18 protein-coding genes are annotated in these 20,473 nt (G+C 65.8%); 16 read left to right on the top strand and 2 right to left on the bottom strand.

Going from position 1 to position 20,473, the window contains the following annotated elements:
* Positions 1–4: 4 nt before the first annotated feature.
* The 15 genes from nuoL (at position 5) to RPC_RS12155 (ending at position 15,794) form a co-directional block, all read left to right on the top strand.
* Positions 5–2,071, top strand: coding sequence for an NADH-quinone oxidoreductase subunit L (gene nuoL, locus RPC_RS12090; RefSeq protein WP_011472864.1), 2,067 nt, complete (start codon positions 5–7; stop codon positions 2,069–2,071).
* A gap of 11 nt (positions 2,072–2,082) precedes the next feature.
* A complete protein-coding gene (locus tag RPC_RS12095) occupies positions 2,083–3,591 on the top strand; it encodes an NADH-quinone oxidoreductase subunit M (protein WP_085978919.1) in 1,509 nt (502 codons plus the stop codon).
* A gap of 25 nt (positions 3,592–3,616) precedes the next feature.
* On the top strand, positions 3,617–5,053 hold the full coding sequence (gene nuoN, locus RPC_RS12100) for an NADH-quinone oxidoreductase subunit NuoN (RefSeq protein ID WP_011472866.1): 1,437 nt from the start codon (positions 3,617–3,619) through the stop codon (positions 5,051–5,053).
* Positions 5,054–5,857: a biotin--[acetyl-CoA-carboxylase] ligase gene (locus RPC_RS12105; RefSeq protein WP_011472867.1), complete on the top strand. Its 804-nt coding sequence runs from the start codon at positions 5,054–5,056 to the stop codon at positions 5,855–5,857.
* Between the two features lie 2 nt (positions 5,858–5,859).
* Positions 5,860–7,530, top strand: a complete 1,671-nt coding sequence (locus RPC_RS12110) for a ribonuclease J (RefSeq protein WP_011472868.1) — start codon at positions 5,860–5,862, stop codon at positions 7,528–7,530.
* A 38-nt stretch (positions 7,531–7,568) separates the two neighbouring features.
* The gene (gene mce, locus RPC_RS12115; protein WP_011472869.1) at positions 7,569–7,973 is read left to right on the top strand and encodes a methylmalonyl-CoA epimerase; all 405 of its coding nucleotides are present in this window, start codon (positions 7,569–7,571) and stop codon (positions 7,971–7,973) included.
* Positions 7,974–7,976: 3 nt separating this feature from the next.
* Complete coding sequence (locus RPC_RS12120) at positions 7,977–8,264, top strand: DUF1467 family protein (protein WP_011472870.1); 288 nt, start codon at positions 7,977–7,979, stop codon at positions 8,262–8,264.
* A gap of 513 nt (positions 8,265–8,777) precedes the next feature.
* Entirely contained in the window at positions 8,778–9,113 is a 336-nt protein-coding gene (locus RPC_RS12125; RefSeq protein ID WP_415914841.1) for a DUF2946 family protein, read from the top strand.
* Between the two features lie 62 nt (positions 9,114–9,175).
* On the top strand, positions 9,176–9,499 hold the full coding sequence (locus RPC_RS26180; RefSeq protein ID WP_157043197.1) for a hypothetical protein: 324 nt from the start codon (positions 9,176–9,178) through the stop codon (positions 9,497–9,499).
* A 109-nt stretch (positions 9,500–9,608) separates the two neighbouring features.
* On the top strand, positions 9,609–10,133 hold the full coding sequence (locus RPC_RS12130) for a copper chaperone PCu(A)C (RefSeq protein ID WP_011472872.1): 525 nt from the start codon (positions 9,609–9,611) through the stop codon (positions 10,131–10,133).
* Positions 10,134–10,150: 17 nt separating this feature from the next.
* On the top strand, positions 10,151–10,672 hold the full coding sequence (locus tag RPC_RS12135; RefSeq protein ID WP_041801748.1) for a YcnI family protein: 522 nt from the start codon (positions 10,151–10,153) through the stop codon (positions 10,670–10,672).
* Positions 10,669–12,288, top strand: a complete 1,620-nt coding sequence (locus RPC_RS12140) for a FixH family protein (RefSeq protein ID WP_011472874.1) — start codon at positions 10,669–10,671, stop codon at positions 12,286–12,288. Before RPC_RS12135 ends, RPC_RS12140 begins: the two co-directional genes overlap by 4 nt.
* 122 nt (positions 12,289–12,410) lie before the next feature.
* The gene (gene proS / locus RPC_RS12145) at positions 12,411–13,730 is read left to right on the top strand and encodes a proline--tRNA ligase (RefSeq protein ID WP_011472875.1); all 1,320 of its coding nucleotides are present in this window, start codon (positions 12,411–12,413) and stop codon (positions 13,728–13,730) included.
* A 76-nt stretch (positions 13,731–13,806) separates the two neighbouring features.
* Positions 13,807–15,087, top strand: a complete 1,281-nt coding sequence (locus tag RPC_RS12150; RefSeq protein WP_011472876.1) for a lipoprotein-releasing ABC transporter permease subunit — start codon at positions 13,807–13,809, stop codon at positions 15,085–15,087.
* Positions 15,088–15,095: 8 nt separating this feature from the next.
* The gene (locus RPC_RS12155) at positions 15,096–15,794 is read left to right on the top strand and encodes an ABC transporter ATP-binding protein (RefSeq protein WP_011472877.1); all 699 of its coding nucleotides are present in this window, start codon (positions 15,096–15,098) and stop codon (positions 15,792–15,794) included.
* A 60-nt stretch (positions 15,795–15,854) separates the two neighbouring features.
* Here the strand turns inward: RPC_RS12155 and RPC_RS12160 are convergent, their stop codons facing one another.
* Both RPC_RS12160 and RPC_RS12165 read right to left on the bottom strand, forming a co-directional pair.
* Entirely contained in the window at positions 15,855–16,115 is a 261-nt protein-coding gene (locus RPC_RS12160) for a DUF3551 domain-containing protein (RefSeq protein WP_011472878.1), read from the bottom strand.
* Positions 16,116–16,214: 99 nt separating this feature from the next.
* The gene (locus RPC_RS12165; RefSeq protein ID WP_011472879.1) at positions 16,215–16,478 is read right to left on the bottom strand and encodes a DUF3551 domain-containing protein; all 264 of its coding nucleotides are present in this window, start codon (positions 16,476–16,478) and stop codon (positions 16,215–16,217) included.
* 482 nt (positions 16,479–16,960) lie between these two features.
* Between RPC_RS12165 and dnaE the strand changes: the two genes are divergently transcribed.
* Positions 16,961–20,464 (top strand): DNA polymerase III subunit alpha, encoded by a 3,504-nt coding sequence (dnaE, locus tag RPC_RS12170; protein ID WP_041801751.1) that lies wholly within the window; start codon positions 16,961–16,963, stop codon positions 20,462–20,464.
* The last annotated feature ends 9 nt before the right edge of the window (positions 20,465–20,473 follow it).

Consider the following 20,473-nt stretch of genomic DNA (forward strand, 5'->3'; position numbering starts at 1 on the left):
GCTGATGATCCAGGCCATCGTATTCCTGCCGCTGATCGGCGCGCTGCTCGCAGCCGCGATCGCGCTGTTCGGCGCCCACGCCCGCAACCCGAGTGGCGACACCGTCGAGCACGACGCCGCGCATGGCCATGCGGCGCCGACCGGCGACGCCGCTGTGATCCATGCCGCGCATGACGACCACGGCCACGATCATCCGGTCGAAACGCCGGCCGTGGGCTCCCGCGCCGCCGAGCTGATCACCACTGGTCTCTTGCTGGTTGCGGCCGGGCTGTCCTGGCTGGCGCTGGTGGACGTCGGCTTCATGCATCACGACGCCCGGATTCCGCTGTTTCCCTGGATCAACTCCGGCGACCTGCAGGTGGCGTGGTCGCTGCGGGTCGACACCCTGACCGCGGTGATGCTGGTGGTGGTCAACACCGTGTCGTCGCTGGTTCACCTATATTCGATCGGCTACATGAACGAGGACCCGCATCGGCCGCGGTTCTTCGCCTATCTGTCGCTGTTCACCTTCGCGATGCTGATGCTGGTGACCGCCGACAATCTGGTGCAGATGTTCTTCGGTTGGGAGGGCGTCGGTCTCGCCAGCTATCTGCTGATCGGATTCTGGTACCAAAAGCCCGAGGCCAATGCCGCCGCGATCAAGGCCTTCGTGGTCAATCGGATCGGCGATTTCGGCTTCCTGCTCGGCATCTTCGCGATCTTTATGCTGGTGGGCTCGATCGATTTCGAGACCATCTTCGCCGCGGCGCCGGGGCTCACCGGCAAGACAATTAACTTCTTCGGCTGGCACGCCGACGCGCTGACGCTGACCTGCCTGTTCCTGTTCATGGGCGCGATGGGCAAATCCGCCCAGTTCCTGCTGCACACCTGGCTGCCGGACGCGATGGAGGGCCCGACCCCGGTGTCGGCGCTGATCCACGCCGCCACCATGGTGACCGCGGGCGTGTTCATGGTGGCCCGGCTGTCGCCGCTGTTCGAACTGGCACCGGACGCGCAGAACGTGGTGATCTTCTTCGGCGCCACCACCGCGTTCTTCGCCGCGACCATCGGCCTGGTGCAGAACGACATCAAACGCATCGTCGCCTATTCGACCTGCTCGCAGCTCGGCTACATGTTCGTGGCGATGGGGACGGGGGCCTATTCGGTCGGCATGTTCCACCTGTTCACCCACGCCTTCTTCAAGGCGCTGCTGTTCTTGGGCTCGGGTTCGGTGATCCACGCGATGCACCACGAGCAGGACATCCGCAAGATGGGCGGGCTGAAGGACAAGATCCCCTTCACCTACATCGTGATGGTGATCGGCACCCTGGCTTTGACCGGCTTCCCGCTCACCGCCGGCTATTTCTCCAAGGATGCCATCATCGAGGCGGCGTTCGCCTCGCACAAATCCGTGGCGTTTTACGGCTTCCTGATGACGGTGATCGCCGCCGGCCTGACCTCTTTCTATTCTTGGCGGCTGATCTTCAAGACCTTCCACGGCACGCCGCACGACCAGAAGAATTACGACGCCGCGCATGAGAGCCCGTATTGGATGCTGATCCCGCTGGTGGTGCTGGCCGCCGGGTCGATCCTCGCGGGCTTTCCGTTCAAGGAAGTGTTCGCCGGCCACGGCGTCGGCGAGTTCTTCCGCGAGTCGCTGAAGATGAACCCGCACATCATCGACGAGATGCACCACATTCCGGTGGCGGTGGCCTATTTGCCGACCGCGATGATGGCGCTGGGCTTCGTGGTGTCGTGGATGTTCTACATCCGCAAGCCCTATCTGCCGGTCGAGCTCGCCAACCAGCACCAGCTGCTGTACAAATTCCTGCTCAACAAATGGTACTTCGACGAATTGTACGACCTGATCTTCGTGCGGCCGGCGAAGTGGATCGGCCGCTTCCTGTGGAAGGCCGGCGATGGCACCATCATCGACGGGCTGGGACCGGACGGCATCTCCGCCCGGGTGCTCGATATCACCCGCGGCGCGGTGCGGCTGCAGACCGGTTATCTCTACCACTACGCCTTCGCGATGCTGGTCGGTGTCGCCGGGCTGATTACGTGGTTCATGCTCGGCGGGGGGGGCCGGTAATGTCGGCTTCCATCATGACCTGGCCCATTCTTTCCGTCGTCACCTTCCTGCCGTTGGTCGGCGCGCTGCTGCTGTTGGTGATCCGCGGCTCCGATCCGGCGGCGCAGCGCAACGCGCGCTGGATCGCGCTGTGGACCACGCTGATCACCTTCGCGGTGTCGCTGATCCTGGTGGCGCGGTTCGATTCCAGCGTGGCGGATTTCCAGTTCGTCGAAAAGGCGCCCTGGCTCGCCGCCGGCATCGGCTATCATATGGGGGTCGACGGCATTTCGCTGCCGTTCGTGATCCTGACCACGGCGCTGATGCCGTTCTGCATCATCGCCAGCTGGAAATCGATCACCCGCCGCGTCGGCGAATACATGATGGCGTTCCTGGTGCTGGAAACGCTGATGATCGGCACCTTCTCGGCGCTCGATTTGGTGCTGTTCTATCTGTTCTTCGAAGGCGGCCTGATCCCGATGTTCCTGATCATCGGGGTGTGGGGCGGCCCGCGCCGGGTCTACGCCTCGTTCAAGTTCTTCCTCTACACGCTGCTCGGCTCGGTGTTGATGCTGCTGGCGATCATGGCGCTGTATCTCAACGCCGGCACCACCGACATTCCGACGCTGATGCACACCGCGGTGCCGCGCAGCCTGCAGACCTGGGCCTGGCTCGCCTTCTTCGCCTCATTCGCGGTGAAGATGCCGATGTGGCCGGTGCACACCTGGTTGCCCGACGCCCACGTCGAGGCGCCGACCGCGGGCTCGGTGGTGTTGGCCGCGATCATGCTGAAGATGGGCGGCTACGGCTTCCTGCGGTTCTCGCTGCCGATGTTCCCCGACGCCTCGCACGACTTCGCGCCGCTGATCTTCGCGCTGTCGGTGATCGCCATCGTCTACACCTCGCTGGTGGCGCTGATGCAGGAAGACATCAAGAAGCTGATCGCCTACTCCTCGGTGGCGCATATGGGCTTCGTCACCATGGGGATCTTCGCCGGCACCACCCAGGGCGTCGCCGGCGGCGTATTCCAGATGGTGTCGCACGGCATCGTCTCCGGTGCGCTGTTCCTCTGCGTCGGCATCGTCTACGACCGCATGCACACCCGCGAGATTTCGGCCTATGGCGGCCTCGTGAACCGGATGCCGATCTATGCCGTGGTGTTCATGGTGTTCACCATGGCCAATGTGGGTCTGCCTGGCACCTCGGGCTTCGTCGGCGAATTCCTGACGCTGCTCGGCACCTTCAAGGTCAACATCCCGACCGCGACCGTCGCCACGCTCGGCGTGATCTTGTCTGCGGCCTATGCGCTGTGGCTGTACCGCAAGGTGGTGTTCGGCGCGCTGGTCAAGCCGTCGCTCGCCTCGATCAAGGATCTCACCTGGCGCGAGAGCCTGACGCTGGTGCCGCTGCTCATCCTCACGCTGCTGTTCGGAGTCTATCCGAAGCCGGTGCTCGACATGTCGGCCGCCTCGGTGCAGCACCTCGTCACCACTTACGCCGCCGCAGCCTCTGCCGTGAAGGCAGCTGCGCTCGTGCCATGATTGCGGCAGCTCAGGAAGCGACACCATGACTTTTGATGCGGCCGGCTACCAATTGCTTCCCGTGCTGCCGGAGCTGATGCTCACGGTCGGCGGCATGGTGCTGTTGATGATCGGCGCCTATGGCGGGCCGAAGACCACCGGCGTCGTCACTGGCCTCGCGATCTGCCTGCTGGTGGCGACCGGGGCAGCCGAGTTGTTGTTGCCGGCGGGGCGGCTGGAGACCTTCGGCGGCAGCTTCATCGTCGACGACTACGCCCGCTTCCTGAAGGTGCTGGCGCTGATCGGCTCGACCGCGACGCTGATCCTGTCGCGGCAGTTTCTCGCCGATCCATCGAGCAAGATCTTCGAATATTCGATCCTGGTGGTGCTGGCCTCGGTCGGCATGATGGTGCTGATCTCGGCCGGCGATCTGATCATGATCTATCTCGGCCTCGAACTGATGAGTCTGGCGCTCTACGTGGTGGCGGCGATCAATCGCGACGACGCCAAATCCAACGAGGCCGGCCTGAAGTATTTTGTGCTCGGCGCGCTGTCGTCGGGCTTGCTGTTGTACGGCGCCTCGCTGATCTACGGGTTCACCGGAACGGTGAATTTCGCCGGCATCGCCGCGGCCGCCAAGGAGAACAATATCGGGCTGGTGTTCGGCCTGGTGTTCCTGCTGGCCGGGCTGTGCTTCAAGGTCTCGGCGGTACCGTTCCACATGTGGACGCCCGACGTCTATGAAGGCGCGCCGACCCCGGTCACCGCGTTCTTCGCCTCGGCGCCGAAGGTTGCGGGGCTTGCGGTGTTCGTCCGCGTGGTGCTGACGGCGTTTCCGAGCGTGCTCGGGCAGTGGCAGCAGATCGTGGTGTTCGTCGCGATCGCCTCGATGGTGCTGGGCTCGTTCGCCGCGATCGGCCAGAAGAACATCAAGCGGCTGATGGCCTATTCGGCGATCGGCCATATCGGCTTCGCGCTGGTCGGGCTCGCCGCCGGCACGGTGGAAGGCGCGCAGGGCGTGCTGGTTTACATCTCGATCTATGTGGCGATGACGCTGGGTGCGTTCGCGGTGATCCTGGCGATGAAGCGCAACGGCTTTGCGGTCGAGCAGATCAGCGATTTCTCCGGGCTGTCGCGGACCAATCCGCAACTCGCCTTCTTCTTCGCGGTGCTGCTGTTCTCGCTCGCCGGAATTCCGCCGCTGGCCGGGTTCTTCGCGAAATTCTACGTCTTCGTCGCCGCGATCAAGGCCGGGCTGTTCACGCTGGCCATCATCGGCGTCGTCGCCAGCGTGATCGGCGCCTATTACTATCTCAGCATCGTCAAGGTGATGTATTTCGACGAGCCGAAGCCGGCGGTCGATCCGGTGCGGTTCGAATTGCGCGCGGTGCTAGCGGTCGCGGGTCTGTTCAACTTGCTGTTCTTCGTCTACCCGGCGCCGCTGGTCAGCGCCGCGACGGTCGCGGCGAAGTCGCTGTTCTAGATGACGTTGACGCTCGGCGCAGAGGCTGTCGCGGCGGGCTACCGGGTCGCCGCGTTCGACAGCATCGGCTCGACCAATGCCGAGGCGATGGCGCGTGCCCGCCAGGGCGAGGCGGGGCCGATCTGGCTGGTCACCACCGAACAGACCGCGGGCCGCGGCCGGCGGCAGCGCTCGTGGATCGCGCCGCGCGGCAATCTGGCGAGCAGCGTTCTCGAAGTGATGGAGGTGGCGCCGGGCACAGCCGCTACGCTCGGCTTTGCAGCCGGACTGGCGTTGCAGGCGGCGCTGCGCACGCTGACCGCGCAGGCGGTTGGGGAAGGCCCTGCGATCGACTATCGGCTGAAATGGCCGAACGACGTGTTGGCCGGATCGCACAAGCTCGCCGGCATTCTGCTCGAGGCCGAGGAGGTCGCCGACGGAAGGCTCGCGGTGGTGGTCGGGATCGGCACCAATGTGGTGGCGGCCCCCGGCGACACCCCTTATCCCGCCGCCTCGCTCAAGGCGCTCGGCCTGGATGTCACTGCGGAACAGCTGTTTGCGGCGCTGTCGGATCACTGGGCGAGCTATCGGGCGATCTGGGACCTCGGTCGGGGATTCGCCGAAATCCGCCGGCAATGGCTGCAGCACGCCGCAGGTCTTGGCGGGACTGTCTCGATCCGGTCTGGCGCAACCACCGTAGAAGGCCTATTCGACAGCATCGACGACACCGGCTGCCTGATTGTCAGGACGCCTGAAGGCCGACAGATCCCGATCGCCGCGGGCGACGTTTATTTCAGTTCGACGGCTTCGGCGGGAGCAGCTTGATTATGACACGACCAGATGAACTCACCTTCGCACCATTGGGGGGCGTCGGTGAGATCGGCATGAACCTTTACCTTTACGGCATCGGCAAAGGTTCGCAGCGCAAGTGGCTCGCGGTCGATCTCGGCGTGTCGTTCGGCGACGAAGAGCATCTGCCCGGCATCGACCTGATCATGCCGGACATCCGCTTCCTGGAGAAGGAGCGCAAGAACCTGGTCGGGCTAGTGCTGACCCACGTCCATGAGGACCATTTCGGCGCCATCCTGGATCTGTGGCCGAAATTGAAATGCCCGATCTACGCCACCCAGTTCAGCGCGGCGCTGTTCCGGGCGAAATGCGAGGCCGAACGCAATCCGCCGAAGATCCCGGTCACCGTGGTGCCGTCCGGCGGCAAGGTCGACCTCGGCCCGTTCAACGTCGAATTCATTCCGGTGGCGCATTCGATTCCGGAAGCTCATGCGCTGGCGATCCGCACCTCGGTCGGCGTGGTGCTGCACACTGGCGACTGGAAGATCGACAAGACCCCGATCATCGGCAAGCCGACCGACGAGCGCCGCTTGCGCGAGCTCGGCGACGAGGGCGTGCTGGCGCTGATCGGCGATTCCACCAACGCGGTGCGCGAGGGCACTTCGCCGTCGGAGACCGAGGTCGCCAAGACCCTCGCCGAACTGGTGAAGAACGCCAAGGGCCGGGTGGCGGTCACCACCTTTGCCTCCAACGTCTCACGGCTGCGCGCGGTGGCCGATGCCGCCCGCGCGGTCGGTCGCGAAGTGGTGGTGGTTGGCCGCGCCATGGAGCGCGTGGTGCAGGTGGCGCGCGAGTCCGGCTATCTCGACGGCGTGCAGAATTTCCGCGGCGCCGATCTGTATGGGCATTTTCCGCCGGACAAGGTGCTGGCGCTGTGCACCGGCAGCCAGGGCGAGCCGCGCGCCGCATTGGCGCGGATCGCCAACGACGACCACCCGCAGGTCACGCTGAACAAGGGCGACTGCGTGATCTTTTCGTCGCGCACCATCCCCGGCAACGAGAAGTCGGTCGGCGGCATCATCAACGGGCTGATCAAGCAGGGCATCGAGGTGATCACCGACCGCACCCATCTGGTGCACGTCTCCGGCCATCCGCGGCGCGACGAATTGCGCGAGATGATCTCCTGGGTGCGGCCGCAGCTGCTGATCCCGGTGCACGGCGAAGCGCTGCATCTGTTCGAACACGCCAAGCTGGCGCGGGCCTGCGGCGTGCCCAAGGTGCTGACCTGCGTCAACGGCGATCTGGTGCGGCTCGGGCCGGGCGATCCGGCGATCATCGAACAGATCCCGTCGGGGCGGCTGTACAAGGACGGCAACATTCTCGAAGACGCCAAGTCGCGCGCCGTGGTCGAGCGCCGCAAGATCGCTTTCGCCGGCTGCGCCTTCGTGGCGATCGCGCTCGACGCCAAGGGCGAACTGGCCGACGACCCCGAGGTCGAACTCGTCGGCATCCCGGAGAAAAACACGGCGGGCGAGCCGCTCGACGATCTGGTGTTCGAGCTGGTGATCTCGACGGTGGAGACGCTGCCCAAGGCGAAGCGGCGCGATCCCGATGCGGTCGGTGAATCGGTGCGGCGCGCGGTGCGTTCGGCGCTCAACGAGCAGTGGGGCAAGAAGCCTTTGTGCTACGTTCACGTGCTGACGGTTTGACGCTAGAGACCGGGTTTGAACCGAACACGGAGGGGATCATGCTGGGACGGCTCAACCATGTGGCGATCGCGGTGAAGGACGCCGAGAAGGCCGCGAAAATCTATGGCGCGGCGTTCGGCGCGGAGATTTCCGCGGCGGTGCCGCTGCCCGACCACGGCGTCATCACCGTGTTCGTGAGCTTGCCGAACACCAAGGTCGAATTCCTGCAGCCGCTCGGCGAGAGCTCGCCGATCGCCAAGTTCCTCGAGCGCAACGCCGACGGCGGCATTCATCACCTCTGCTACGAGGTCGCCGACATCATCGCCACGCGCGACCTATTGATCGGCGAAGGCGCCCGCGTGCTCGGCGACGGCACCCCGAAGATCGGCGCGCACGGCAAGCCGGTGCTGTTCCTGCATCCGAAGGATTTCTCCGGCGCGCTGGTCGAGATCGAGCAGGCCTGAGCGATGGCGACCAGCATCTCCACCGCACTCGCGATCTACTTCGTGCTGTGGTGGGTGGTGCTGTTCGCCACCTTGCCGTTCGGCGTGCGTAACCAGGCCGAAAGCGGCGAGGGCGCCGAGCCGCAGAGTCCCGGCAATGACCCAGGCGCGCCGGTGCAAGCCTTGATGCTGCGCAAGGTGCTGTGGACGACGGTGATTTCCGCAGTGATCTACGGCGTCGCGATGCTGGCCTACAGAGCCGGCTATTTCAACGTCGAGCGGTTGACCAAGCTGATGGGCATTCCGCTGTGATGCGTGCGGCGCGCAAGCGGAGGATCAGCCGACAACTACGCGCGCGCTGATCGTTTCGAAAAAACAGTCGCTCTCAAAAAAATGAGCAGGGGTTGCGCCCTGCTCGAAAACTGTGTCGACCCTATTTCCCGTCCTACGTTGAGGTCTATCGTTGATTTGACGGGTGACGCTGCTTGTGCGCGTCGGGCTCCTCCCGAGACTTGGACCACCAGACTAAGACCGTGCGGTTAGCCTGCAACTAATTCGTAACCGATCTGTTTTGACTTGTCATCATTCGCGGCAACAACCGTCCAAAATTCAGGCTTGCAGGGAACGAAACAGCAGGCCCCGAATTCTCGTAGTGGTCTGGTCTGCCCAGCAGTGGGGCAGTGCTGTCAAGACAGCTTTACAATCGGCGCGCGCAGAGCCGCCGGAGGGCACTGCTCGACAGCGGTATTTTTGCATGATACCGAATCGATCAGAGAGGTGGCAGCGATCATGCGCCGACGGCTGGGATATCTTCCCCTCGTTGCGATGGCCTTGTTGGTGCAGTTGATCGCGCCGATCGGGGCGGTTCGTGCCGTGGCCCAGGCGATCTCCGATCCGCTGTCGCTGAGCGCGATCTGCAGCGGTCTGCACGACTCCGACCAGCCCTCGGCTCCGGCCGGTCCGGCCGAGCCTGACAGCAAATGCTGCGGTTTCTGCGCCGCGGCGCAGGCCGGCGGCGCCGCCCTCAATCCCCCGGCGCCGAGCTTCGTCGCCTTGCAGCGGCAGTATCAGCGCGTGCTCTGGCTGCAGGCGACTCCGGCGCCGACGCCGCTGCGCGCCGGCTCCAATGCCCAGGCGCGGGCGCCCCCGCTTTTCTCCTGATCTGACACGTCGCAGTGCACGAAGCCGGCGCGCGCCGGCTTCATTGACGCCTCAGTGAGCTGGTGCGTACCGGCATCGGGGAACTCTCCATGGGACGCCTACCACCCGTCGACGGCCGCGGCACGCTGCTGCTGGGCGCGCTGCTCATTTTCCCGCCAGTGCCCTATGTGCCGGACTGGCGCGCCACGTTAGGGGCCACCTACCGGCCCGACGCCTATTGGGCGCTGACCGCAGCGATGCGCTGCAGCGGCAAGCAATACTCGACGCCGGACAACACCGATATCATCTCCAACGTCTATGGCGCGTTCGACAGCTTCACCGTCGTCGGACCTGCGCGCGCAGTACAAATTTTGCGAAACCGCGACCGCGGATTTCGGCGTCGATAATGTCGGGAATGCCAAATACACGCTGTTCCATCCGTTTCCCGGGCGAACCTATGTCGCCGACGTCAAGATCAAGTTCTGAAGTGACCTCTGTCAAAAGAAGGAGCTACCCATGAAGATATCCCGCGTAATGGCCTCTGCGGCGCTGATCCTGGTGTCGACAATCGCCGCGCAAGCCGAGGACGCCAAGGTCGGCGATCTGCTGATCACGCAGCCCTGGAGCCGGGCCACGCCGGGCGGTGCCAAGGTGGCCGGCGGTTATCTCACCATCGAGAATAAGGGCACCGCGCCGGACCGTCTGCTGAGCGGCACCGCTGCGATTGCCGGCAAGGTCGAACTGCATGAGATGAGCATGGATAACGGCGTGATGACGATGCGGCCGCTCGACAAGGGATTGGCGATTGCGCCGGGCCAAAGCATCAAGCTGGCACCGGGCGGTTATCACCTGATGCTGATGGACCTCAAGGGTGGCCTGATCCAGGGCGCGCGGGTGCCGGTGACGCTGACCTTCGAGAAGGCCGGCAAGGTCGACGTCAATCTCGACGTGCAGGGCGTCGGCGCGCAGGCACCGGCCGCCAGCAGCGGCGACGCCCACAAGATGGCGCCCGATCACTCCGGCATGAAGATGTCGAAGTGAGCGGCGCGATGACGGGGATGCGCTGCGCGCGCGTTGCGCTGGTGGCGGTTGTGGTGGGCGTCGGATCGACCGCGGCCGACGCCCACGTGACCATCCGCCCCAATGAGGCCGCCGCCGGCAGCTATGTCGAGGCCGCGCTGAACGTCCCCCACGGCTGCGACGGCAGCGCCACGGTCGCGGTGCGGGTGAAGATCCCGAACGGCGTGATGTCGGTGAAGCCGCAGATGAAGCCGGGCTGGAGCGTCGAGATCAAGAAACGCAAACTCGACGCCCCGGTCGCCGGGCTGCACGGCAAGACCATCACCGAAGTGGTCGACGAAGTGTCGTGGCGCGGCGGCCCGTTGCCGGACCATCTCTACGACAGCTTCGGCCTGCAGATGAAGACGCCCGACGGCGCGGGGCAGACGCTGTACTTTCCGGTGGTGCAGGAATGCGAGCAGGGGGTGAACCGCTGGATCGAGATTCCTGCGGCCGGTCAATCGGCCGACAAGCTGCACGAACCGGCGCCGGTGCTGCGATTGAAGCCGAAGGCGCCTTGAGCGGGCAGACCGCGACGCCCATTGCCAAAGCGCGAAGCGTCGCGCTTTGGCTGTCGCGGGCGCTCTTGTGGATCGGACTGGCGCTGGCGCAGCCCGGCCTGGCGCTCGCACATGCCAGTCTGGTCGCAACCGATCCGGTCGCCGACGCGGTGCTCGTCACCGCGCCGGCCACCCTGACGCTGACCTTCAGCGACGAGGTCACGCCGCTCCTGGTGCGGATCATCGCCGCCGATGGCCGGGCGATCGAGATCGCCGACATCGCGCGGCGCGGGCCGATGCTGATCCTGACGCCGCCGTCGCCGTTGCGGACCGGCAGCTATCTCGTCAGTTGGCGGGTGATGTCGGAGGACGGCCACCCGGTCGGCGGCTCGTTCGGCTTTTCGATCGGCGCGCAGGCCGCCGCCGCGCCGCAACTCGCGCGCGCCAATTCCTTCACGCTGCAGGCGGCGATCTGGACCGCGCAGCTGGTCATCGACATCGGACTGTTCGTCGGCATCGGCGGCGCGTTCTTCGTGGCCTGGCTGCGACCGCCGGGCCGCCGCCGCGTTGTCGCGATCTGCGCGGCAAGCGGCGTGGCGGCGCTGCTCGCGGTTGGCTTGGCCATCGGACTGCAGGGACTGGACGCGCTCGAGGCGCCGGCTTCGGGCTTGGCGACGGCCGCCGTCTGGAGCGCCGGGCTGCGGGGCTCGTTCGGCTGGTCGGCCGCCGCCGCCGCGCTTGGGCTCGGTCTCGGGCTTGTCTCGCTGCGCTGGCCGCGCGGCGCGGCGAGGGCGGCGTCAGCCGCGGCGATGCTCTGCGTCGGAGCCGCGCTCGCGTCGAGCGGCCACGCCGCCAGTGCCACGCCGCGGCTGCTGGCCTCAGCCGCAGTCTTCTTGCACGGCGTCAGCCTGGCGTTCTGGATCGGCGCGCTGCTGCCGCTCTACGCGGCGTTGCGGGCGCCGGGCGAGGTGGCGCTGCCGGCGCTGCGGCGGTTTTCCCGCGTCATTCCCTGGGCGGTGGCGGTGCTGCTCGGCAGCGGTGTCGCGTTGATGTTGATCGAGTTGCCGCGCCTTGATGCGCTGTGGCGCAGCGGCTACGGCCGCGTGCTGATCGCCAAGCTGGCGCTGGTTCTGATCCTGCTGGCGCTCGCGGCGGGCAACCGGCTGTGGCTGACGCCGCGGATCGAAGCAGGCGACACAGCGCGGCGGTGGCTGCGGCGCTCGATCGTGGTCGAACTGGCGGTGGTCGCGGCGATCCTCGGCGTGGTCGGTCTGTGGCGGTTCACGCCGCCGCCAGCGGCGACTGCCGCTGCGCGGCAACCGCCAATCACCACCGAGATCCGCAGCGACCGCCTGCTGGCGCAGGTCAGCGTCGCCGCGGCGGCCGGCGGCGTCGAGATCACGGTCGCGCTTGCCACGCCTGCCCATCTGCCGTTCGCCGCGCAGGCGGTCACCGTGACCCTGGCGCGGCCGGAGCTGCAGATCGAGCCGATCACGGCCCAAGCGAGGCGCGGCGACGACGGCCGCTGGCGGGCGACGCTGACCGCGCCCTTGCCGGGCCGCTGGGGGCTCGGGCTCGGCATTCTGGTCGATGATTTCGACAAACTGTCGCTCGAGGCGCCGCTCGAGCTGCCTTGACCGCAGCGCAGCACCGGCGATGGCATGGTTTTCCGCCTTGCTGCGGCCCCGCCCTTGTGTTTTGGCATTCAATCCGGTTTCACTGCCGTCCGCCCTTGTCCCACCGATTCTTGAGTATCCCCATGCGATTGTCGCGGTTCTTTTTGCCGATCCTGAAGGAAACCCCGAAGGAGGCGGAAATCGTCTCGCATCGGCTGATGCTGCGCGCCGGCATGATGCGGCAGGAAGCTGCCGGCATCTACGCCTGGCTGCCGCTCGGCCTGCGGGTGCTGAAGAAGATCGAGCAGATCGTCAGGGAAGAACAGAACCGCGCCGGCGCGATCGAATGCCTGATGCCGACGCTGCAATTGGCCGACCTGTGGCGCGAGAGCGGCCGCTACGACGCCTACGGCCCGGAGATGCTGCGCATCACCGACCGGCATAAGCGCGAATTGCTGTATGGGCCGACCAACGAGGAAATGATCACCGAGATCTTCCGCGCCTATGTCCGCTCCTACAAGAACCTGCCGCTCAACCTCTACCACATCCAGTGGAAATTCCGCGACGAGCAGCGCCCGCGGTTCGGCGTGATGCGCGGCCGCGAATTCCTGATGAAGGACGCCTATTCGTTCGACATCGACGAGGCGGCGGCGCGCAAATCCTACAACCGGATGTTCGTCGCCTATCTGCGCACCTTCGCCCGGATGGGCCTGAAGGCGATCCCGATGCGTGCCGAGACCGGCCCGATCGGCGGCGACTTGTCCCACGAATTCATCGTGCTGGCCGAGACCGGCGAGTCCGGGGTGTTCTGCGACAGCGACGTGCTGAACCTGCCGGTGCCCGGTGACGACGTCGATTACGACGGCGATCTGACCCCGATCATCAAGCAGTGGACCTCGGTCTATGCGGCGACCGAGGACGTCCACGACGCCGAGCGCTTCGAGCGCGAGGTGCCGGCCGACAAGAAGCTCAACACCCGCGGCATCGAGGTCGGGCAAATCTTCTATTTCGGCACCAAATATTCCGACAAGATGAAGGCGCTGGTCGCCGGCCCCGACGGCGTCGACGTGCCGGTTCATGGCGGCTCCTACGGCGTCGGCGTGTCGCGGCTGGTCGGCGCGATCATCGAGGCCTGCCACGACGAGAACGGCATCAAATGGCCGGAAGAGGTGGCGCCGTTCCGCGCCGCGATCCTCAACCTGAAGCAGGGCTCAGCCGACACCGACGCCGCCTGCGAGGCGCTCTACAAGGAGCTCTCCGCCAAGGGCGTCGACGTGCTCTATGACGACACTGACCAGCGCGCCGGCGGCAAATTCGCCACCGCCGACCTGATCGGAATTCCGTGGCAGATCCTGGTCGGCCCGAAGGGACTGGCCGAGGGCAAGGTCGAGTTGAAGCGCCGCGCCGACGGCTCGCGTGAGAATGTGACCCCGGCGGAGGCCGTCGCACGGCTGACCACATAACGACTTATCCACCGTGCGCTCGCGATGGCGCGGACGGCGAGGCTAGAATAAGCCCGAATCGTGTGAGATTCGGACTATGGATGAAGCCATGAGCGAGCCAGTTCGAACCCCACCTTTCGCGCCATTCGAATGGCTGCTGTCCGGACGCTATTTGCGCGCGCGTCGCAAGGAGGGATTCATCTCGGTGATCGCCGGGTTTTCCTTCCTCGGCATCATGCTGGGCGTCGCCACTTTGATCATCGTGATGGCGGTGATGAACGGCTTCCGCAAGGAACTGCTGGACAAGATTTTGGGCCTCAACGGCCATCTGCTGGTGCAGCCGTTGGAAAGCCCGCTGACCGACTGGAAGGACGTCGCCGAACGCATCAACGGCGTCGCCGGCATCAGGCTGGCCGCGCCCGTGGTCGACGGCCAGGCGTTGGCGTCGTCGCCGTTCAACGCCTCCGGCGTGCTGGTGCGCGGCATGCGCGCCGACGACCTCAACAACCTCACCTCGATCGCCAAGAACATCAAGCAAGGCACGCTGGAAGGCTTCGACGAGGGGCAGGGCGTCGCAATTGGCCGCCGCCTTGCCGACCAATTGTCGCTGCATGCCGGGGACAGCATCACGCTGGTGGCGCCGCGCGGCGCCGTGACCCCGATGGGGACCACGCCGCGGATCAAGCCCTATAAGGTCACCGCGGTGTTCGAGATCGGCATGTCGGAATACGACAGTGGTTTCGTGTTCATGCCGCTGCCGGAAGCCCAGGCCTATTTCAACCGCGCCTCCGACGTCACCGCGATCGAAGTGTTCACCAACAATCCCGACAAGATCGACGCCTTCCGCAAGAGCGTCACCGAGGCGGCGGGCCGACCGGTGTTCCTGGTCGACTGGCGGCAGCGCAATTCCACCTTCTTCAACGCGCTGCAGGTCGAACGCAACGTGATGTTTCTGATCCTGACGCTGATCGTGCTGGTGGCGGCGCTCAACATCGTCTCCGGGCTGATCATGCTGGTGAAGGACAAGGGCAGCGACATCGCCATCCTGCGCACCATGGGCGCCTCGCAAGGCTCGATCATGCGGATCTTCCTGATCACCGGCGCCGCCATCGGCGTGGTCGGCACCTTGACCGGGTTTCTGGTCGGCCTCCTGGTGTGTTTGAACATCGAGACCATCCGCCAATTCCTGTCCTGGCTGACCAACACCGAGCTGTTCTCGCCGGAACTGTATTTCCTGTCGCGGCTGCCGGCCGAAATCGACGTCGGCGAAACCGCCGCGGTGGTGATCATGGCGTTGACGTTGTCATTCCTGGCGACGCTGTATCCGTCGTGGCGCGCGGCCAAGCTCGATCCCGTCGAAGCGTTGAGGTACGAGTGAGCACGACGATGGAGGAGGTCGCTGAAGAAGTCCCGGTCGTCTATCTGCACGACGTCAAGCGGCAGTACGTTCAGGGCGAGTCGATCCTGACCATCCTCAACGGCGCCAAGCTGGCGCTGTGGGCTGGCCAGTCGGTGGCACTGGTGGCGCCGTCGGGCGCCGGCAAATCGACGCTGCTGCACATCGCAGGCCTGCTCGAGCATCCGGACGAAGGCGAGGTCTATGTCGGCGGCACCGCCACTTCGGGCTTGAGCGATGCCGAGCGGACCCAGATCCGTCGCACCGATATCGGCTTCGTCTACCAGTCGCATCGGCTGCTGCCGGAATTCTCCGCGCTGGAGAACGTCATGCTGCCGCAGATGATCCGCGGCTTGAAGCGATCCGAGACCACCGAGCGGGCCAAGGAAATCCTTGCCTATCTCGGGCTCGGCGACCGCATCACCCATCGTCCGGCGGAACTGTCCGGCGGTGAGCAGCAGCGGGTGGCGATCGCGCGTGCGGTGGCCAATGCGCCCCGGGTGCTGCTCGCCGACGAGCCGACCGGCAATCTCGATGTCCACACCGCCGACCATGTATTTCAGGCGCTGATGCAGCTGGTCCGCGCCACCCAGGTGGCGATGCTGATCGCCACCCACAATATGGAATTGGCCGGCCGGATGGACCGCCGGGTCTCGATCCAGGACGGCCTCGTGGTCGAGCTCGATTAAGGTATCAGCACGATCGCAAAGATCGATCGGTGGGGCGGCTCCGGTTCGATGGTCGCCGGTTCAACGATGGCGATGACGTTGATGCGGCCGCTGACGCGGCGCCCGAGGGCGCTCCACCGGAGCGGCGTACCACGGGTTCTCCAGGCACTGCGCGGCACGGCCGGAGGCTGACGCCTGGCATTGCGGGATCGAGGTATAGGCGCACTCGTCGTAATAATCGACGTAGCCGTGGTAGACCCGCAGACAGACCGGATAGTCCCTTGCCAGCAGCGTCGAGGGATAGGCGAGCACGCCCAGAACGATCAGACCTGCGATACGCATCGATACCTCCATTCGAGCCCTTGCGCGGCGGGCCCCGACCGACATGGTTCGAGCGAGGGCCCGACCGCCTGGCGCCGACTCGCGGCCACCCCTGAGGGATTACTCGCGATAATGACGACGGCTGTGGCGGGTCCGCGGCTGCGGTTCGAGCGTGGCCTGGAAATACGGATTGGTGTCGCAATAGGCGTAACGGCCGGAGGCCGTGGCCTGGCATTGCTGATAGGTCATGAAGCTGCAGTCGCCCAGCACCTGATCGTAGTCGTATCCCTTGATGCAGAACGGATAGTCCCTGGCTTCGGCGGGCGTGGTGTCGATCGCCGAAACCGCGCCGAGCGCCAGCAAAGCCCAAAGTGCAGCACGCATTTTATCCTCCAACCGGCCGCGGCCGTCTGTGATTCCACGGCCAGAGCAAGCCGTTCCTTGCGGGCGGCGTCAACTCACTTCGCCGCGCAGGTGCTATCCGGCCAGCGCCTGCGGCGTCAAACCCGGACATTTACGCTTTATCAGCCATCTCCGTGCGTCGCCGGGGCGACGGCTTGACTCTGGAACGGATCAAGAACAATGTTCTGGTTATGTTCCAGCCAAGGAGGCAGAGATGTTGAAGACCTTCGTTGAAGAGGCCGCGGCGCTGACGTCCATCGTGCTGTTCGTCGGGATGATCGCGGTGTGGGCGCAAGTCATTCCGCAGCTGTAATCCGCAGTTCTGAACCGCGGCTGGGGACAGCGGGGAAGGGACCTACGGTGCCGGTTTACAGGTGGGGCGTGGCGACGCACCATGAGGTCCGAGTCGAGTGTGGCGACCCCGGTCGCCGCCGTCCTCAGTTCCCTGGATTGACACCGCGCCCATGACCAATGCCGGCTTCGTTCATCTGCACGTGCATTCGGCGTATTCGCTGCTGCGGGGCTCGATCAAGGTCGCCAAGCTGTGTGAGCTCGCCAAGGCCGACCATCAGCCGGCGCTGGCGCTGACCGACACCGACAACATGTTCGGGGCGCTGGAATTCTCCGAGAAGATGGCGGGCTACGGCATCCAGCCGATCGTCGGCTGCGAATTGGCGGTCGATTTCGGCGATCAGGATCCCAACGCCCGCAACGCGCTTTCGGCGGCGCCGTCGCGGATCGTGCTGCTGGCGGCGCGCGAGCGCGGCTACCGCAGTCTGATCAAACTGAATTCGCGGGCGTTCCTGGAAACCCCGGTGAACCAGACGCCGCACATCAAGCTGGATTGGCTGAACGGCGAGGCCGAGGATCTGATCGCGCTGAGCGGCGGCCCGGAGGGGCCGATCTCGCTGGCCTTCACCGCCGACCAGGCGGGCTTGGCGGAAGCCCGCTGCGACCGTTTGGCGGCGCTGTTCGGCGACCGGCTGTATATCGAATTGCAGCGTCACGGCGTCGACGCCGAGCGCCGCGCCGAGGCGGCGCTGATCGATCTGGCCTACGCCAAGGGGCTGCCGCTGGTGGCGACCAACGAGCCGTATTTCGCCACCAATGACGATTACGAGGCCCATGACGCGCTATTGTGCATCGCCGGCGGCCGGCTGGTGGCGGAGACCGACCGTCCGCAGCTCACCCCGGATCACCGCTTCAAGACCCGGGCCGAAATGGCGGTGCTGTTCGCCGACCTGCCGGAGGCGCTGGCCTCCACCGTGGAAATCGCCGAGCGCTGCGCGTTCCGGCCGCGCACCCGCAAGCCGATTCTGCCGCATTTCACCCTTGGCGCCGGCACCGGCAGCCATGCCGCGGCTGCCTCCAGCAACGAAGCCGACGAGGTGCGGGCGCAGGCCGAGCAGGGGCTGATCAAGCGGCTGCAGGTGCATGGCGTGGCGAAAGGCGCCACCGAGGAGGAGTACCGCGCGCGGCTGGAATTCGAACTCGGCATCATCACCCGGATGCAATATGCCGGCTACTTTCTGATCGTCGGCGACTTCATCAAATGGGCCAAGGAAAACGGCATTCCGGTCGGTCCGGGCCGCGGCTCCGGCGCAGGCTCGCTGGTGGCCTATGCGCTCACCATCACCGACCTCGATCCGATCCGCTTCGGTCTGCTGTTCGAGCGCTTCCTCAATCCCGAGCGCGTGTCGATGCCCGACTTCGACATCGACTTCTGCCAGGACCGCCGCGGCGAAGTGATCGAATATGTGCAGCGCCGCTACGGCCGCGATCAGGTGGCGCAGATCATCACCTTCGGCACGCTGCAGGCGCGCGGCGTGCTGCGCGACGTCGGCCGGGTGCTGCAGATGCCCTACGGCCAGGTCGACAAGCTGACCAAGCTGGTGCCGCAAAATCCGGCGGCGCCGGTGACGCTGAAGCAGGCGATCGAAAGCGAGCCGAAGCTGCAGGCGTTCCGCGACGAAGACCCGGTGGTGGCGCGCGCCTTCAACATCGCGCAGCGGCTCGAGGGCTTGACCCGCCACGCCTCGACCCACGCCGCCGGCATCGTGATCGGCGACCGCCCGCTCTCCGAGCTGGTGCCGATGTATCGCGATCCGAAATCCGACATGCCGGTCACCCAGTTCAACATGAAATGGGTGGAGCCGGCGGGGTTGGTCAAGTTCGACTTCCTCGGCCTGAAGACGCTGACCACGCTCGACGTCGCGGTGAAGCTGTTGAAGCAGCGCGGCGTCGTGGTGTCGCTGCCGACGGTGCCGCTCGACGATCCCGACACCTTCGCGATGCTCGGGCGCGGCGACGTGGTCGGCGTGTTCCAGCTGGAAAGTCAGGGCATGCGGCGCGCGCTGATCGACATGCGGCCCGACCGCTTCGAGGACATCATTGCCCTCGTGGCGCTGTATCGGCCGGGCCCGATGGCCAACATCCCGACCTATTGCGCCCGCAAGCACGGCGACGAGGAGCCGGAATATCTGCACCCGATTCTGGAGTCGATCCTGAAGGAGACCTTCGGCGTCATCATCTATCAGGAACAGGTGATGCAGATCGCCCAGGTGATGGCCGGCTACTCGCTCGGCCAAGCCGACCTGTTGCGCCGCGCGATGGGCAAGAAGATCCGCGCCGAGATGGAGAAGCAGCGCGCCGGCTTCATCGCCGGGTCGGTCGAGCACGGCGTGCCCAAGGCGCAGGCCGACGCCATCTTCGAACTGCTCGCGAAGTTCGCCGACTACGGCTTCAACAAGAGCCACGCCGCGGCCTACGCGCTGGTGTCGTACCACACCGCCTATATGAAGGCGCATTACCCGGTGGAGTTTCTGGCGGCGTCGATGACGCTGGAAATCCACAACACCGACAAGCTGTCGGAATTCCGCGCCGAGGCGCAGCGGCTCGGCATCAAGCTCGAGGCGCCGAGCGTCAACCGCTCCGGCGCCACCTTCGAGGTCGCCGACGGCGTGATCTACTACGCGCTCGCCGCGCTGAAAGGCGTCGGGGCGCAGGCGGTCGAGCTGATCGTCGAGGGACGCAAGGGCGGTCTGTTCAGCTCGCTGGCGGACTTCGCCGCCAAGGTGAGCCCGAAGGCGATCAACAAGCGGGTGATCGAGAGTCTCGCCGCCGCCGGCGCGTTCGACGGGCTCAATCCGAACCGCGCCGCGGTGTTCGGCGGCGCCGACGCCATCATGGCGGCCTGCCAACGCCACCATGAGGCGGCGGCGATGGGGCAGAACGACATGTTCGGCGGCATGGCCGATGCACCGACGATCATGCTGCCGCAGCTCGAGGCCTGGCTGCCGGCGGAGCGGCTGCGCCGCGAATACGACGCCATCGGCTTCTTCCTGTCCGGGCATCCGCTCGACGACTACGCCACCGCGCTGAAGCGGCTGCGGGTGCAGTCCTGGGCCGAGTTCTGCCGCGCGGTGAAGTCTGGCGCCACCGCCGGCAAGGTCGCCGCCACCGTGGTGTCGCGGATGGAGCGGCGCACCAAGACCGGCAACAAGATGGGCATCCTCGGGCTGTCGGATCCCACCGGGCATTTCGAGGCGGTGCTGTTCTCCGAAGGCCTCGCGCAATATCGCGAGGTGCTGGAGCCCGGCGGCGCGGTCTTGCTGCAGCTCGGCGCCGAACTGCAGGGCGAGGACGTCCGCGCCCGCATCCTGCACGCCGAACCGCTCGATGACGCCGCCGCCAAGACCCAGAAGGGGCTGCGGATCTTCCTGCGCGACACCAAGCCGCTGGAGTCCATCGCCAAACGGCTGCAGATGCCGGAGGCGGGTGGCGGCGGATCGGCGACGCCGGCCAGCGAACCGAAGCGGCCGGGCGGCGACGGCGAGGTGACGCTGGTGATGATGCTGGACCTCGAGACCGAGGTGGAAATGAAGCTGCCCGGCCGGTTCCGGGTGTCGCCGCAGATCGCCGGCGCGATCAAGGCGGTGCAGGGCGTGGTCGACGTGCAGACCGTGTAGCCTCTTTTT

This window comes from Rhodopseudomonas palustris BisB18, from assembly GCF_000013745.1.
Lineage (GTDB): Bacteria > Pseudomonadota > Alphaproteobacteria > Rhizobiales > Xanthobacteraceae > Rhodopseudomonas_A > Rhodopseudomonas_A palustris_F.

What these genes read in the sequence shown, in the direction of transcription:
- RPC_RS12150 (WP_011472876.1), top strand. Translation starts at nt 13,807, where the DNA reads ATGGATGAAGCCATGAGCGAGCCAGTTCGAACCCCACCTTTCGCGCCA.
- RPC_RS12135 (WP_041801748.1), top strand. Translation starts at nt 10,151, where the DNA reads ATGCGCTGCGCGCGCGTTGCGCTGGTGGCGGTTGTGGTGGGCGTCGGA.
- RPC_RS12120 (WP_011472870.1), top strand. Translation starts at nt 7,977, where the DNA reads ATGGCGACCAGCATCTCCACCGCACTCGCGATCTACTTCGTGCTGTGG.
- RPC_RS12125 (WP_415914841.1), top strand. Translation starts at nt 8,778, where the DNA reads ATGGCCTTGTTGGTGCAGTTGATCGCGCCGATCGGGGCGGTTCGTGCC.
- RPC_RS12130 (WP_011472872.1), top strand. Translation starts at nt 9,609, where the DNA reads ATGAAGATATCCCGCGTAATGGCCTCTGCGGCGCTGATCCTGGTGTCG.
- RPC_RS12105 (WP_011472867.1), top strand. Translation starts at nt 5,054, where the DNA reads ATGACGTTGACGCTCGGCGCAGAGGCTGTCGCGGCGGGCTACCGGGTC.
- nuoL (WP_011472864.1), top strand. Translation starts at nt 5, where the DNA reads ATGATCCAGGCCATCGTATTCCTGCCGCTGATCGGCGCGCTGCTCGCA.
- RPC_RS12155 (WP_011472877.1), top strand. Translation starts at nt 15,096, where the DNA reads ATGGAGGAGGTCGCTGAAGAAGTCCCGGTCGTCTATCTGCACGACGTC.
- dnaE (WP_041801751.1), top strand. Translation starts at nt 16,961, where the DNA reads ATGACCAATGCCGGCTTCGTTCATCTGCACGTGCATTCGGCGTATTCG.
- mce (WP_011472869.1), top strand. Translation starts at nt 7,569, where the DNA reads ATGCTGGGACGGCTCAACCATGTGGCGATCGCGGTGAAGGACGCCGAG.
- RPC_RS12165 (WP_011472879.1), bottom strand. Translation starts at nt 16,478, where the DNA reads ATGCGTGCTGCACTTTGGGCTTTGCTGGCGCTCGGCGCGGTTTCGGCG.
- proS (WP_011472875.1), top strand. Translation starts at nt 12,411, where the DNA reads ATGCGATTGTCGCGGTTCTTTTTGCCGATCCTGAAGGAAACCCCGAAG.
- RPC_RS12160 (WP_011472878.1), bottom strand. Translation starts at nt 16,115, where the DNA reads ATGCGTATCGCAGGTCTGATCGTTCTGGGCGTGCTCGCCTATCCCTCG.
- RPC_RS12110 (WP_011472868.1), top strand. Translation starts at nt 5,860, where the DNA reads ATGACACGACCAGATGAACTCACCTTCGCACCATTGGGGGGCGTCGGT.
- nuoN (WP_011472866.1), top strand. Translation starts at nt 3,617, where the DNA reads ATGACTTTTGATGCGGCCGGCTACCAATTGCTTCCCGTGCTGCCGGAG.